This is a genomic window from Pseudomonas kielensis (assembly GCF_030505375.1).
In the GTDB taxonomy this organism is placed as follows: domain Bacteria; phylum Pseudomonadota; class Gammaproteobacteria; order Pseudomonadales; family Pseudomonadaceae; genus Aquipseudomonas; species Aquipseudomonas kielensis.
In genome coordinates this window covers 1,951,820-1,965,109 of record NZ_CP130043.1, presented here as the reverse complement: position 1 = coordinate 1,965,109, position 13,290 = coordinate 1,951,820, and the positions used below count along the sequence as shown (strand labels likewise).

General features: G+C 61.0%; 14 protein-coding genes. 11 read left to right on the top strand and 3 right to left on the bottom strand.

Annotated features, from left to right (window positions below; all coding sequences use genetic code 11):
• Positions 1 to 39: 39 nt before the first annotated feature.
• The gene (gene desA, locus Q1W70_RS09205) at positions 40 to 1,218 is read right to left on the bottom strand and encodes a delta-9 fatty acid desaturase DesA (RefSeq protein WP_166590252.1); all 1,179 of its coding nucleotides are present in this window, start codon (positions 1,216 to 1,218) and stop codon (positions 40 to 42) included.
• A gap of 146 nt (positions 1,219 to 1,364) precedes the next feature.
• Here desA and dibA point away from each other — a divergent pair, with 146 nt between their 5' ends.
• The 6 genes from dibA (at position 1,365) to Q1W70_RS09175 (ending at position 7,571) form a co-directional block, all read left to right on the top strand.
• The gene (gene dibA, locus Q1W70_RS09200) at positions 1,365 to 3,284 is read left to right on the top strand and encodes a phosphodiesterase DibA (protein ID WP_166590253.1); all 1,920 of its coding nucleotides are present in this window, start codon (positions 1,365 to 1,367) and stop codon (positions 3,282 to 3,284) included.
• 247 nt (positions 3,285 to 3,531) lie between these two features.
• Positions 3,532 to 3,714: a sulfur starvation response protein OscA gene (oscA, locus tag Q1W70_RS09195; protein WP_182343040.1), complete on the top strand. Its 183-nt coding sequence runs from the start codon at positions 3,532 to 3,534 to the stop codon at positions 3,712 to 3,714.
• Between the two features lie 75 nt (positions 3,715 to 3,789).
• Positions 3,790 to 4,803: a sulfate ABC transporter substrate-binding protein gene (locus Q1W70_RS09190; protein ID WP_182343042.1), complete on the top strand. Its 1,014-nt coding sequence runs from the start codon at positions 3,790 to 3,792 to the stop codon at positions 4,801 to 4,803.
• Between the two features lie 70 nt (positions 4,804 to 4,873).
• Positions 4,874 to 5,692 (top strand): sulfate ABC transporter permease subunit CysT, encoded by an 819-nt coding sequence (cysT, locus tag Q1W70_RS09185; protein WP_166590256.1) that lies wholly within the window; start codon positions 4,874 to 4,876, stop codon positions 5,690 to 5,692.
• A gap of 13 nt (positions 5,693 to 5,705) precedes the next feature.
• Positions 5,706 to 6,578, top strand: coding sequence for a sulfate ABC transporter permease subunit CysW (gene cysW / locus Q1W70_RS09180; RefSeq protein WP_159993088.1), 873 nt, complete (start codon positions 5,706 to 5,708; stop codon positions 6,576 to 6,578).
• 3 nt (positions 6,579 to 6,581) lie between these two features.
• Positions 6,582 to 7,571, top strand: coding sequence for a sulfate/molybdate ABC transporter ATP-binding protein (locus Q1W70_RS09175; RefSeq protein ID WP_182343044.1), 990 nt, complete (start codon positions 6,582 to 6,584; stop codon positions 7,569 to 7,571).
• Between the two features lie 48 nt (positions 7,572 to 7,619).
• Here Q1W70_RS09175 and Q1W70_RS09170 read toward each other — a convergent pair whose 3' ends face one another.
• Positions 7,620 to 8,141: an Mpo1 family 2-hydroxy fatty acid dioxygenase gene (locus tag Q1W70_RS09170; protein ID WP_302098786.1), complete on the bottom strand. Its 522-nt coding sequence runs from the start codon at positions 8,139 to 8,141 to the stop codon at positions 7,620 to 7,622.
• A gap of 86 nt (positions 8,142 to 8,227) precedes the next feature.
• On the opposite strand from Q1W70_RS09170, the gene Q1W70_RS09165 reads away from it, so the two are divergent.
• The 4 genes from Q1W70_RS09165 (at position 8,228) to Q1W70_RS09150 (ending at position 10,969) form a co-directional block, all read left to right on the top strand.
• Complete coding sequence (locus Q1W70_RS09165) at positions 8,228 to 8,914, top strand: Crp/Fnr family transcriptional regulator (RefSeq protein ID WP_166590259.1); 687 nt, start codon at positions 8,228 to 8,230, stop codon at positions 8,912 to 8,914.
• Positions 8,915 to 9,002: 88 nt separating this feature from the next.
• Complete coding sequence (locus tag Q1W70_RS09160; protein WP_166590260.1) at positions 9,003 to 9,368, top strand: response regulator; 366 nt, start codon at positions 9,003 to 9,005, stop codon at positions 9,366 to 9,368.
• A gap of 127 nt (positions 9,369 to 9,495) precedes the next feature.
• On the top strand, positions 9,496 to 9,744 hold the full coding sequence (locus Q1W70_RS09155) for a helix-turn-helix domain-containing protein (protein WP_166590261.1): 249 nt from the start codon (positions 9,496 to 9,498) through the stop codon (positions 9,742 to 9,744).
• The gene (locus Q1W70_RS09150; protein ID WP_166590262.1) at positions 9,737 to 10,969 is read left to right on the top strand and encodes a type II toxin-antitoxin system HipA family toxin; all 1,233 of its coding nucleotides are present in this window, start codon (positions 9,737 to 9,739) and stop codon (positions 10,967 to 10,969) included. The genes Q1W70_RS09155 and Q1W70_RS09150 overlap by 8 nt, the downstream gene beginning before the upstream one ends.
• Here Q1W70_RS09150 and Q1W70_RS09145 read toward each other — a convergent pair whose 3' ends face one another.
• Positions 10,970 to 11,974, bottom strand: coding sequence for an AraC family transcriptional regulator (locus Q1W70_RS09145; RefSeq protein WP_182343050.1), 1,005 nt, complete (start codon positions 11,972 to 11,974; stop codon positions 10,970 to 10,972).
• Between the two features lie 100 nt (positions 11,975 to 12,074).
• On the opposite strand from Q1W70_RS09145, the gene Q1W70_RS09140 reads away from it, so the two are divergent.
• The gene (locus Q1W70_RS09140; RefSeq protein WP_185818212.1) at positions 12,075 to 13,148 is read left to right on the top strand and encodes a fatty acid desaturase; all 1,074 of its coding nucleotides are present in this window, start codon (positions 12,075 to 12,077) and stop codon (positions 13,146 to 13,148) included.
• Positions 13,149 to 13,290: the final 142 nt, after the last annotated feature.

The following is a 13,290-nucleotide window of genomic DNA, read 5'->3' as shown; positions in this document are numbered from 1 at the left end:
AGCGGGCAAGCCCACTCCCACGGATCCAGGTTTGGGGCGTCAGGCCGGGCGCAGGGAGTAGGTCTTGAGCTGGTGGGCGAAGTCGCGCAGCGATTGAATCCCGCTGGCCTCGGCTTCGTGGACCCAGTCCTTGATGGCGGCCAGCATGTCGTGGCCGTTGGAGCTGGTCTTGACCCAGATCTGCTGCAGGGCCAGGCGTTTTTCGTAGATGACTTTCAGTGCCTGGCTGTGTTCGAGCATGGTCTGGATGCGCACGTGGTGTTTTTCATCCAGCAGGCTGGTCTCCCGCGAGAGCAGGCGCTTGGCGCGATGGAATTGGTGGCGTACCGAATGGTCGACCTTTTCCAGCTCTTGCTTGACCAGCGGGCCGATCACCAGCTTGCGGTACTGGGCCATGATCTGGAAACGATTGTTGAGAATCGCCATGGCGGTGTCCATGTCCAGGTTGCCCTTGCCTTCGACGCGGTGGGCAATGGGTGCAACGCGCTGCACCTTGGCCAGGCGCAGGAAGCTGAACAGCTGGATCCAGGCCCAACCGAGGTCGAACTCCCACTTCTTCACCGACAGCTTGGCCGAGTTGGGGTAGGTGTGGTGGTTGTTGTGCAGCTCTTCGCCGCCCACCAGGATGCCCCATGGCACCAGGTTGGTCGCCGCGTCGCGGCATTCGAAGTTGCGGTAGCCGATCGCATGACCCAGGCCGTTGATCACGCCGGCGGCCCAGAACGGGATCCACATCATCTGGATCGCCCAGATGGTGATGCCGATGGTGCCGAACAGCAGCAGGTCGATCACCCCCATGAGCGCCACGCCCAGCAACGGGTAGCGGCTATACAGGTTGCGTTCGATCCAGTCTTCGGGGCAGTTCTTGCCGTAGATGCGCAGCGTCTCGGGGTTCTCGGCTTCGGCGCGGTACAGCTCGGCGCCTTTGCGCAGGACCGTGGACAGGCCCTTGACCACCGGGCTGTGGGGGTCATCGACGGTTTCGCACTTGGCGTGGTGCTTGCGGTGGATAGCGGTCCACTCGCGGGTGTTCTGCGCCGTGGTCAGCCACAGCCAGAAGCGGAAGAAGTGTTTCAGGCCGGCATTGAGCTCAAGCGAGCGATGGGCCGAGTAGCGATGCAGATAAACCGTGACACCCACGATGGTGATGTGGGTCATTAACAGGGTGACTGCCACCAGTTGCCAGGGCGACAAGCCGAGTAAACCTTCGTACCACATAGGCTATATGGCCCTCGATAAAGAAAAAAACAGCTCGCGCATTATCACTCAGGACACAGATAAAACCAGTCACCCTTTCAGATAAGAGTGGCGGGATGTTTCTTTATTCTATAATCCGGAACTTTTTTAGGGACATGGACAGCCGGATGTTTGCCTCTTACCGCGATGCATTGCGTGCAGCGCTGCTTTATCTGGTGATTTCCTGCGTGTGGCTGGGGATTACTGGTTGTTTATTGAACAACTTATTCGATGATTCTCCTGAGCTTGTCCGCTGGCAACTGATCAACGGTTACGTCTGGGTTGTGCTCAGCGCCGGCTTGATCGTTCTCGTGCGGGGAGGCTGGCCGGGTTTTCTCGGACGGGGGGCCGGGTTGAGCCGGCACGCTGAGGATCGTGCGCAATTGCGCCAGGCGCAGGCGGTGTTTGATTGCACCCATGAGGGGGTGCTGGTGACCGATCGCCAGCGCAAGATTGTCCACGTCAATCGCGCCTTCATGGAAATCACCGGTTACCAGCCTGAAGAGGTGTTGGGGCATACGCCCAGCCTGTTCAAGTCGGGTCATCATCCGCCCGATTTTTATAAGAAGATGTTTCAGGATCTGGGTCGAGGCGGTCAGTGGAGCGGTGAGATCTGGAACCGGCGCAAAAGCGGCGAGATTTTCCCCCAGTGGCAAACCATCCGGGTGATCCGTGACGACTGCGGCCAGCTCAGCCATTACGTGGCGGTGTTTTCCGATATCAGTGCGATCAAGGATTCCGAGCATGAGCTCAAGCACCTGGCGCACCACGACCCGCTGACCGACCTGCCCAATCGCCTGCTGTTCGGCGACCGTGTCGAGCAGGCGCTGGCGTCGGCGCAAATCCACAAGCGCGGCTGTGCGTTGCTGATGATCGACCTCGATCATTTCAAGATGATCAACGACAGCCTGGGGCACAACGTCGGCGATCGATTGCTCAAGGCGGTGGCGTCGCGCTTGCGCGAGATGTTCGGCCCAGGCGTGACCCTGGCGCGCCTGGGGGGAGACGAATTTGCCGTGCTGGTGGAGAGCTGTGGGCAACTGGTCCAGGCCGCGGCCCTGGCGCAACGGATCATCGACGGCCTCAAAGAGCCCTTTGTGATCGACGCCGATCAGTTGTTCATCAATGCCAGTGTTGGCATCAGCCTGTTCCCCAGCGACGCGCTGAGCGCCGAGCAATTGCTGCGCAACGCCGATTCGGCCTTGTTCAAGGCCAAGAGTGCCGGGCGTAACGACTACGCCCTGTACACCGAAGAGCTGACGGCCCATGCCCAGCATCGGGTCGAGACCGCCTTCGAGCTGCGCCGGGCGCTGGAGCAGCAGGAGCTGCGGGTCTACTACCAACCGGTCCACGATCTGCGCAGCCGCCGCCTGATCGGCGTCGAAGCGCTGGTGCGCTGGCAGCACCCGCAGCGCGGCCTGGTGCCGCCGGGCGAGTTCATCCCGATTGCCGAGCGCACCGGGCTGATCGACGAAATCGACGCCTGGGTGATGCGCCAGGCCTGTCAGCAGATGTGCGCCTGGCAGGACGCCGGCGTGGCGCTGTCATTCATTGCGGTGAACGTGTCGACGCGTTTGTTCGCCCGACGCGAACTGTACCAGCGCGTCTCCCAGGTGCTGCACGACACCGGGCTGGACCCGGCCTGCCTGGAGCTGGAAGTGACGGAAAGTGCGGTGATGGGTGACCCGGAAGTGGCCCTGGAACAGATGCACCGGCTGCGCGAGCTGGGGGTGCGCCTGGCCATCGACGACTTCGGTACCGGCTACTCGTCCCTGCTGCGGCTCAAGCGCCTGCCGGTGCAGAAACTCAAGATCGACCAGGGTTTTGTCGCCGGACTGCCTTGGGATGACGACGACGCCGCCATCGTGCGGGTGATCATCGCCCTGGCGCAAAGCATGGGCATGCAGGTGCACGCCGAGGGCATCGAACACGTCGAACAGGCGGCGTTTTTGCTCGACCAGGGCTGTGACCTGGGCCAGGGCTACTGGTATGGGCGACCCATGCCGGCAGCCGAGTTGGATTGGGCGCGGGCACCGCTGATCCATTAAGACGCAGGTGCCTGAGTCCGGGGCTGTGCTGCAGCCCCGGATCAGCACGCGTGTGCGCCGTCAGCTCGAAACACGGCCCACAAAACCGCCAGGTCCGCGCAAGTCCTTGCTCGGGCTAAAAATATCTTTCAGTTATATAAACATTCTTAAATAGTATTTTTAAGAATATCCACGGCTATCTACTATTGCTCCCAAGCCACCAGCAGTGCCGCCACTGCGCGGCACTTCTCATTTCAGGAGCAGCACCATGAGCGCATCCCTACGTAGCGTTGACGGCCATGACGAAGCCACCATCTTGCGCGAGATCCAGAGCGCCCTGCGTGATCTGCGCTTTGGTGCGGTAGAGATCACCGTGCACAACGCCCAGGTGGTTCAGATCGAGCGCAAGGAAAAATTCCGCCTGCAGAACCCGGGCAACAAGCCGAGCTGAGGCGCGGCGTCGCGGGCAACCCGTTTCCAGAAATCCATAAGAACAGCCAACACTAAAAATTTCAGGAGCTCCACCATGTCGTCGATTCGCCGTTACGCTTTGGCCGCTCTGGCCAGTGCCATTTTTGCCGGTTCCGCGGTTGCCAAGGATTACGAGTTGCTGAACGTTTCGTACGACCCGACGCGTGAGCTGTATCAGGAATACAACGCAGAATTCATCAACTTCTGGAAGCAGGAGCATGCCGGCGACAATGTGAAGATCCAGCAGTCCCATGGCGGCTCCGGCAAGCAGGCGCGGGCGGTGATCGATGGTCTGCGGGCCGACGTAGTGACCCTGGCGCTGGCCGGTGACATCGACGAAATCGCCAAGCTGGGCAAGACCCTGCCTGCTGACTGGCAGAAGCGCCTGCCTGAGGCCAGCACCCCCTACACCTCGACCATCGTGTTCCTGGTGCGCAAGGGCAACCCCAAAGGCATCAAGGACTGGGGCGACCTGACCAAGAACGGTGTTGAAGTCATCACCCCGAATCCAAAAACCTCCGGCGGCGCCCGCTGGAACTTCCTGGCGGCCTGGGCGTACGGTCTCAAAGCCAATGGTGGCGACGAAGCCAAGGCCAAGGAATACGTACAGACCCTGTTCAAGCACGTTCCAGTGCTCGATACCGGTGCTCGCGGCTCGACCATCACCTTCGTCAACAATGGTCAGGGTGACGTGTTGCTGGCCTGGGAAAACGAAGCCTTCCTGGCGCTCAAGGAAGAGGGGGGTGCAGACAAGTTCGAAATCGTCGTGCCTTCGCTGTCGATCCTCGCCGAGCCGCCGGTCGCAGTCATCGACAAGAACGCCGAGAAAAAGGGTAACGCGCAGATCGCCGAAGCCTACCTCAAGCACCTGTACAGCCCGGCAGGCCAGGAAATTGCGGCGAAGAACTTCTATCGTCCACGTGACAAGGACGTGGCTGCCAAGTACGCCAAGCAGTTCCCGACCCTGGACCTGGTCACCATCGACAAGGACTTCGGTGGCTGGAAAACCGCCCAGCCGAAATTCTTCAATGACGGCGGTGTGTTCGACCAGATTTACCAGGCACAGTAATCTTAAATTGCTATCAACGAGCCTCGGATTTACCTTCGGGGCTTTGTTGTGTTCTTGACCAAGGACTTTTATGTCGCGTCGTATCTCCCCCGTCATACCCGGCTTCGGGCTGACGCTGGGCTACACCTTGGTGTACCTCAGCCTGATTGTGCTCATACCCCTGGCGGCGATGTTCGTCCACGCCGCTCAACTCACCTGGGAGCAGTTCTGGACCATCATCACCGCGCCACGGGTGCTGGCGGCCTTGCAGCTGAGCTTTGGCACGGCGCTCTGTGCCGCGATCATCAACGGCATCATCGGCACGCTGCTGGCCTGGGTGCTGGTGCGCTATACCTTTCCGGGACGCAAAATCATCGACGCGATGATCGACTTGCCCTTCGCCTTGCCCACTGCCGTGGCCGGTATTGCGCTCACGGCGCTGTACGCACCCAACGGCCTGGTGGGTCAGTTTGCAGCGGACCTGGGGTTCAAGATCGCCTACACCCCCCTGGGCATCACCCTTGCCCTGACGTTTGTGACCCTTCCATTCGTGGTACGTACGGTACAGCCGGTGCTGGCCGATATCCCGCGTGAAATCGAAGAAGCGGCGGCATGCCTGGGGGCCAAGCCCTTGCAAGTGTTCCGCTACATCCTGCTGCCGGCCTTGTTGCCGGCCTGGTTGACCGGTTTTGCCCTGGCGTTTGCCCGAGGTGTCGGGGAATACGGCTCGGTGATTTTTATTGCCGGCAACATGCCGATGAAAACCGAAATCCTGCCGCTGCTGATCATGGTCAAGCTCGACCAGTACGATTACACCGGTGCCACCTCCATTGGCGTGTTGATGCTGGTGGTTTCCTTTGTCCTGTTGCTGCTGATCAACCTGTTGCAGCGGCGCATCGAAACCCCATAAGGAGGCGCGAACCATGTCCCAATCGTCTATTAGCGCCGCTTCCTCGGCCAACGCTGCCCGTCGTGGCAGTGCCAGCTCGCGACGGATCCTGATCGTCCTCGGCTGGCTGATCTTTGCCCTGTTCCTGTTGTTGCCCCTGTTCATCGTGGTCTCCCAGGGCCTGAAGCTTGGCCTGGGCGCGTTCTTCGCTGCGATCTTCGAGCCCGACGCCTTGTCGGCGTTGAAACTCACGGTGATCGCGGTGCTGATCTCGGTGCCGCTGAACCTGGTGTTCGGCGTCAGTGCCGCCTGGTGCGTCAGCAAGTACTCGTTCCGTGGCAAGAGCATGCTGGTGACCCTGATCGACCTGCCGTTCTCGGTGTCGCCAGTGATCGCCGGCCTGGTCTATGTGCTGATGTTCGGCGCCCAGGGCCTGTTCGGGCCGTGGCTGCAGGACCATGACATCCAGATCGTCTTCGCCTTGCCGGGCATCGTGCTGGCGACGATTTTCGTCACCGTGCCCTTTGTCGCGCGTGAGCTGATCCCGCTGATGCAGGAGCAGGGCACGCAGGAAGAGGAAGCCGCGCGCTTGCTGGGCGCCAACGGCTGGCAGATGTTCTGGCATGTCACCGTGCCGAACATCAAATGGGGCCTGATCTACGGCGTGGTGCTGTGTACCGCGCGGGCGATGGGCGAGTTCGGTGCGGTGTCGGTGGTTTCCGGGCACATTCGCGGGGTGACCAACACCTTGCCGTTGCACGTCGAGATCCTCTACAACGAGTACAACCACGTCGCCGCGTTTGCCGTCGCAAGCCTGTTGCTGATCCTGGCGCTCTTCATCCTGCTGCTCAAGCAGTGGAGCGAAAACCGTATTAACCGCCTGCGCGCCAGCGCCGCGGAGGAATAATTCATGTCGATCGAAGTGCGTAACGTCAGCAAGAATTTCAACGCGTTCAAGGCGCTGGACAACATCAGCCTGGACATCCAGAGCGGCGAGCTGGTGGCTTTGCTCGGCCCGTCCGGCTGCGGCAAGACCACCCTGCTGCGGATCATCGCCGGGCTGGAAACCCCGGACCAAGGCAGCATCGTGTTCCACGGCGAAGACGTCTCCGGCCATGACGTGCGCGATCGCAACGTCGGTTTTGTGTTCCAGCACTACGCGCTGTTCCGCCACATGACGGTGTTCGACAACGTCGCGTTCGGCCTGCGGATGAAACCGAAAAACCAGCGCCCGAGCGAAAGCCAGATCGCCGCCAAGGTCCATGAACTGCTGAACATGGTGCAACTGGATTGGCTGTCGGATCGTTATCCGGAGCAGTTGTCCGGTGGGCAACGCCAGCGGATCGCCCTGGCTCGCGCCCTGGCGGTAGAACCCAAGGTGCTGCTGCTCGACGAGCCGTTCGGGGCCCTCGACGCCAAGGTCCGCAAGGAACTGCGCCGCTGGCTGGCCCGCTTGCACGAAGACATCAACCTGACCTCGGTGTTCGTGACCCACGATCAGGAAGAGGCGATGGAAGTCGCCGATCGCATCGTGGTGATGAACAAGGGCGTGATCGAGCAGATCGGCTCACCGGGTGAGGTTTACGAAAATCCGGCCAGCGATTTTGTCTACCACTTCCTCGGCGACTCGAACCGCCTGCACCTGGGCGAAGACAATCACGTGTTGTTCCGTCCCCACGAAGTGTCGCTGTCGCGCCATGAACTGGAAGACCATCACGCCGCCGAAGTGCGCGACATTCGCCCCTTGGGCGCCACCACGCGGGTAACCTTGAAGGTCGATGGCCAGAGCGAGTTGATCGAGGCCGAAGTGGTCAAGGACCACGACAGCCTGACCGGCTTGGCCAAGGGCGAGACCCTGTTCTTCAAACCCAAGGTCTGGCAAAAAGTCGCCAACCTGTAACAGCTACGCAGGCGGGTTCATTTCGATCCGCTTTGGCACCGTGCCACTTCAGGCACGGCCGTGGGCCCGGGTGCGCACCGGGCCTGCCCGCTGCTCGATCTGCTCCTTGAGGTCATGGCGCAGGCCCAGCAGGAAGGCCAGTTCGGCCACCACGAACAGCGGCCCGACGATCAACCCGCTGACATCATCGACAAACGCCGGTTTGCGTCCTTCGTAGTAATGCCCGACAAACTGGATCACCCACCCCAGCACAAACAAGCCGATGCCGCTGCCCAGCCACACCCCGGTGCTCTGCGCCGCGACGACCTGGCCCAGCCATACGGACAGGCCGAGCAGCACCGTCATCAGCACGCCCAGGCGCACTTCCAGGCGTAGGTAGAACCACGCCGAGGCCAGGGCCACGAGCACTGCCGGCGACAGCCAGAGCCCGGCCACCGACCAGGACGGCCGCGACAGCAGCACCGCGACGGCCACCACAATCAACGGAATCCCGATAAAGTGGCTGGCGATATTGCGCGGGTCACGGTGGTAAGCGGCGTATTGACTGAGGTGGTCAACCAGGCTTTTCATTGTTATTTCCTCCTGTAGGGATGTTGATCATGCCCTGAGGCCCGTCGTTGCTCTGTCAGCCAGACGACAATCACTGTGGAGACTTCATGCAAATAGCGGCCTGGCGTGCCTGCCTGATGCAGGGGCAGTGGTTCAGCCACCTGCCATCCTGTCTTCAGGATAGCTTGCTGTCTTTGGCGCGCGTGCGGCACCTGTCCGCGGGGCAGCGTCTGTTCGGCCGTGGCGATCCGCCCTGTGGCCTGTACGCCGTACTCGAAGGCGCGGTGCGGGTGGGGGCGGTGAGCGAGCAGGGCAAGGAGGCGTTGTTGAGCCTGATCGAAGCGCCGCACTGGTTCGGCGAAATCTGCCTGTTCGATGGCCAGCCACGCACCCATGATGCCTACGCGGTGGGTCCCTGCATCCTGTTGCAGTTGCCACAGGCCGCGTTGTTGGCCTATCTCGATCAGCAACCGCAGCACTGGCGGCAACTGGCGCTGTTGATGAGCCACAAACTGCGCCTGACCTTCATCAACCTTGAACAATTGACCCTGCTGGCGGCCCCGGCCCGGGTGGCGCACCGGCTGCTGATGATCGCCGATGGCTATGGCGAGATCGAGCCGGCGCGGCGGGTCCTGCAATTGCCGCAGGAGCAACTGGCCTTGCTGCTGTCGCTGTCGCGCCAGACCACCAACCAGATCCTGCGGGACCTGGAAAGCCAGGGCATTCTCAGCCTCGGTTACGGTGAAATCGAAATCCTCGATGCCTCGCGGTTGCGCGCGCTGGTGCAGCCGTGACGTGCCCGGTTGATCCGAAATAAGCGTTAGTGATGGGCTTTGGCCGCCAAGGCGCCTAGCCTGTAGCGACGAATAACCGAGGTGTGCCATGCGATTGTTGTTAGTGGAAGATGAACCGGAAATCGCCAAGGCGCTGGCCCAGGGCCTGAGCGAAGCCAGCTACACGGTGGATGTGGCCGACAACGGCATGGCCGGCCGGCGTTTCATCGAGACCGTTGAATACGACCTGATCATTCTCGACGTCATGCTGCCGGGCCTGAACGGCTGGCAACTGTTGCAACAGATCCGCCAACTCGGCGCGACACCGGTGTTGTTCCTGACCACCAAAGACGGCATCGAAGACCGTTTGCGTGGCCTGGAACTGCATGAAGATGACTACCTGCTCAAGCCGTTTACCCACAGCGCCCTGGTGGCGCGGGTACGCAAGTTGCTGCGCCGCGATCGCGGGCGTTAAGCCACCGGTCAGCGGCAGGCGCATTCTATTCAGGGATTAGGCTAAGCTCTGTCTCATTAATGCATTGAATACGATGCATACGTATAGTTCTAGCAAAAATGCACTGTATAGGATGCAGGTTAGGCCCATGGAAAACCTTGGCGAACTGATCAGATCGCTGCGCAAAGAACGCAAACTGACGCAGCAGGCACTGGCGAGTCAGTACGGGATGAGCCGTGCCACTATCTCAGGCATCGAGAACAACTCCTTGTCGGAAATCGGTATCCGCAAGGTCGAAGCCATCCTTAACGGCTTTGGCTACGAGCTCACGGCGGTACCTAGACAATCCCGGCGTGCGACATTGGACAGCCTGAAAAAGGTCAACTTCCATGAGTAACGCGCTGGATAAGCAACGCTTGCATGTCAGTGTGTCCGGTTCTCCGGTAGGGACCCTCGGTCGCGGTCAGTTGCGCGATGATTCAGTGTTCAGTTATGCCGACGACGCGCAGGAAACCCACGCCGTCTCGTTGACCATGCCCGTTCGCCTGGAGAGCTATGCCTGGGCGCGCGGATTGCCGCCGGTGTTTGAAATGAACCTGCCGGAAGGCGCGCTGCGTGAGGAACTGGTGCGTCGATTCAGCAAGGCGATTCGCGGCTTTGATGACTTCGCGCTGTTGGCGATCACTGGCCCTTACCAGTTGGGACGCTTGGGACTTTCCGAGATGGGCAGTGCCACTCCCCCACTCCCAGACACTCGCCTTGCAGACCTGCTGGTGCATGATGGCGCCCAAGGCCTGTTTGAAGACCTGTTGCACACTTATGGCCAGTATTCGGGGGTTTCCGGGGTGCAGCCCAAAGTGCTGTTGCGCGACAGTGCTGCCCCTATAGACCGGCTGACCCATCGAGGGGCCACCCATCTGGTCAAGACCTTTCGCCCGGAGGAATACCCGGAGCTGGCGGCGAATGAGTACTTCTGCATGCGCGCAGCGCTGCATTCGGGGCTTGATGTGCCTGGATTCGAACTGAGTGAGCGCGGGAAATTCCTGGTCGTCGAGCGTTTTGATCTGAATGACCAAGGCTACCTGGGCTTTGAAGATTTCTGTGTACTCAACGCCTGGCCTTCCAGGGCCAAATACGATGGCTCGTATGAAGGGGCTGCCAAGCAGATCAAGGCGTTCGTTTCTCCGCACTTGTTGGGCCAGGCCCTGGAGTCGTTCTTCAAGATTGTCGCGTTGTCGGCGGGCCTGAAAAATGGCGATGCACACCTGAAGAACTTTGGTGTGTTGTATCCCGACTGCAGTGCTGCGGCTCCCATCAGCTTCGCCCCGGCCTATGACATCGTCACCACCTCGGTCTATATCCAGACCGATAGCATGGCGTTGCTGTTGGGTGGCTCAAAAGCATGGCCCAAATACAAAATGCTGATGCGCTTTGGGCGCTCGGCCTGCAACCTGACCGAGGGCCGTTGCCATGAACTGTTGCAGCAAGTGGTTCATGGCATGGAGTTGGCGATGGTCGAGATGAGGGATTACATCCGCACCCATCGGGGTTTTGCCGAGATAGGCAAGGCCATGCTCGAGCAATGGCAGGCTGGCACTGAGCGCAGCCTGGTGAAAGGCTGATCAGCGCAACCCATCGCGAAACTGCCCCGGTGTCATCCCGGTCCAGCGCTTGAACGCGCGGCTGAAGCTGCTGGTGTCGGCGAATCCCAACAGATAACTGATTTCGCTCAGCGAGCACTGCGGGTCACGCAGGTGCAGCAGGGCCAGGTTCTCGCGGCTTTCATTGAGCAGGGTGTCGAAGCGACAGCCTTCGTCCGCCAGGTGCCGTTGCAGGCTGCGCAGGCTCAGGTGCAGGGCCTGGGCGATGCGTTCGGCGCTGGGTTCGCCTTCGGGCAGTTGCTCCTCGATGGCATCTCGCACCTTACGCTCCCAGGTCAGCGGCTTGAGTTGCGCCAGGGTGCGCTTGAGCACGGTCTCGTTGTGCTCGGCCAGTTCCGGGTTGGCATCGTCCAGGTGACTGTCGAAATCCTCCAGGGAAAACTCCAGGCGATCCTCTTCGGCGGCGAAGTACACCGGTGCGCGGAACACCTTGTGCCAGGGATGGGGATCGGCCGGCTCCGCACGTCGCAGGTACACCGCCAGTGGCGCGTATTCGCGGCCCAGGCGGTTGCGGCAGGTGCGCACATAGATCGCGGCGAAGGCATCGAGGGCTTCGGGTGCCGGTGCCGGGCTGCCGGTGGGGACTTTGAGGGTGAAGCAGTAGCGATCCTCTGCCCGGCTCAAGTGCAGTTCGAGGGCATCACTGACGACCTGGTGATAACGCACGATGCGCTCGAACACTTCGCGCAGGCTGCCACTGGCCACCAGCGCATAGCCCAGTGCGTGAAAGGTGGTCGGGCTGACGAACCGCGAGACCCGCAAGCCGATCGCCGGGTCGCCACTGGCCTGGACAGCCAGTTCCCACAGGCGCGTGGTGGCCGAGAGCGGATACCGGGCGTTGGGGTCGTCCATCAGTTGCGGGTCGAGCCCGGCTTGCCGGCACAGCACATCGCTGTCGAAGCCCAGGGCATCGAGTTGTTTGCGCAGGGCGCGGGTCCAGCTGGCGAGTGAGGTGGGTTCAATCATGATGATTGGCGCTTCCGGTCAACGGGTTGGCGTTCACAGCTAGCGCCCAACGCGACCGCACAGGGCAGGATGCGAACATCAATAACCAGAGGATGGAAGCATGCACGGTACTTCTGCAAGTCCCGAACGCCTGAATGCACAACAACGATCGGCGCATATTCGTGAAGTGGTGCTCGCCAAGGGCGTCGAACTGCGCCAGCGTTACCCGATCCTGCTGCACCAGGATGCGCTGGGTGCCGGGATCCTGGCCTTTGCCTTGGCCGGGATGGTCGGTTCGGCGGCGCTGTACATCAGCGGGCACATGGCCTGGTGGGTGTGCCTGCTGCTCAACGCGTTTTTTGCCTCGCTGACCCATGAGCTGGAGCACGACCTGATCCACAGCATGTACTTTCGCAAGCAGCGCCTGCCCCACAACCTGATGATGGGGCTGGTCTGGCTGGCGCGTCCGAGCACCATCAACCCGTGGATCCGCCGCCACCTGCACCTCAATCACCACAAGGTCTCCGGCACCGAAACCGACATGGAAGAGCGCGCCATCACCAACGGTGAGCCGTGGGGCATCGCCCGGTTGCTGATGGTCGGCGATAACCTGATGTCGGCCTTTATCCGCATGCTGCGGGCCAAGACCTGGGCGCACAAGCTGAGCATTGTCCAGCGCAGCCTCAAGGTCTATGCACCGTTGGCACTGCTGCATTGGGGCGCCTGGTATGTGTTCCTCGGGTTTCACGGGATCAACGCCATCGCCTGGCTGATGGGCGCTTCGGTGGCGTGGTCAGCGAACACCCTGGCGGTGATGCAGATGATCGATATCGCCGCCGTGGTGATCATCGGCCCCAACGTGCTGCGCACCTTCTGCCTGCACTTCGTCAGCTCGAACATGCACTACTACGGCGATATCGAGGCCGGTAACGTGATCCAGCAGACCCAGGTGCTCAACCCGTGGTGGATGTGGCCGTTGCAGGCGTTCTGCTTCAACTTCGGCAGCAGCCACGGCATTCACCATTTTGTGGTCAAGGAACCGTTCTACATCCGCCAGATGACCGTGCCGGTGGCCCACAAGGTGATGCGCGAGATGGGGGTGCGGTTCAATGATTTCGGGACCTTCGGCCGCGCCAACCGGTTTACCCGCAAGGAACAGGTGGCGGGGGAAGAGGTGCGTTCCGTGCGGGCTTGAGTGGTCGTTGGGCGCTCTCCATCGCGGCGTGTCGGGCCACTTCACGCCAGCGAGCCAGGCGTTGCGCTATTTAATATTCCATTACGGTCTTAATAAATAGCTTCTTATTCCTTAGCGAATATAAGTCTCATCCCTATACTCG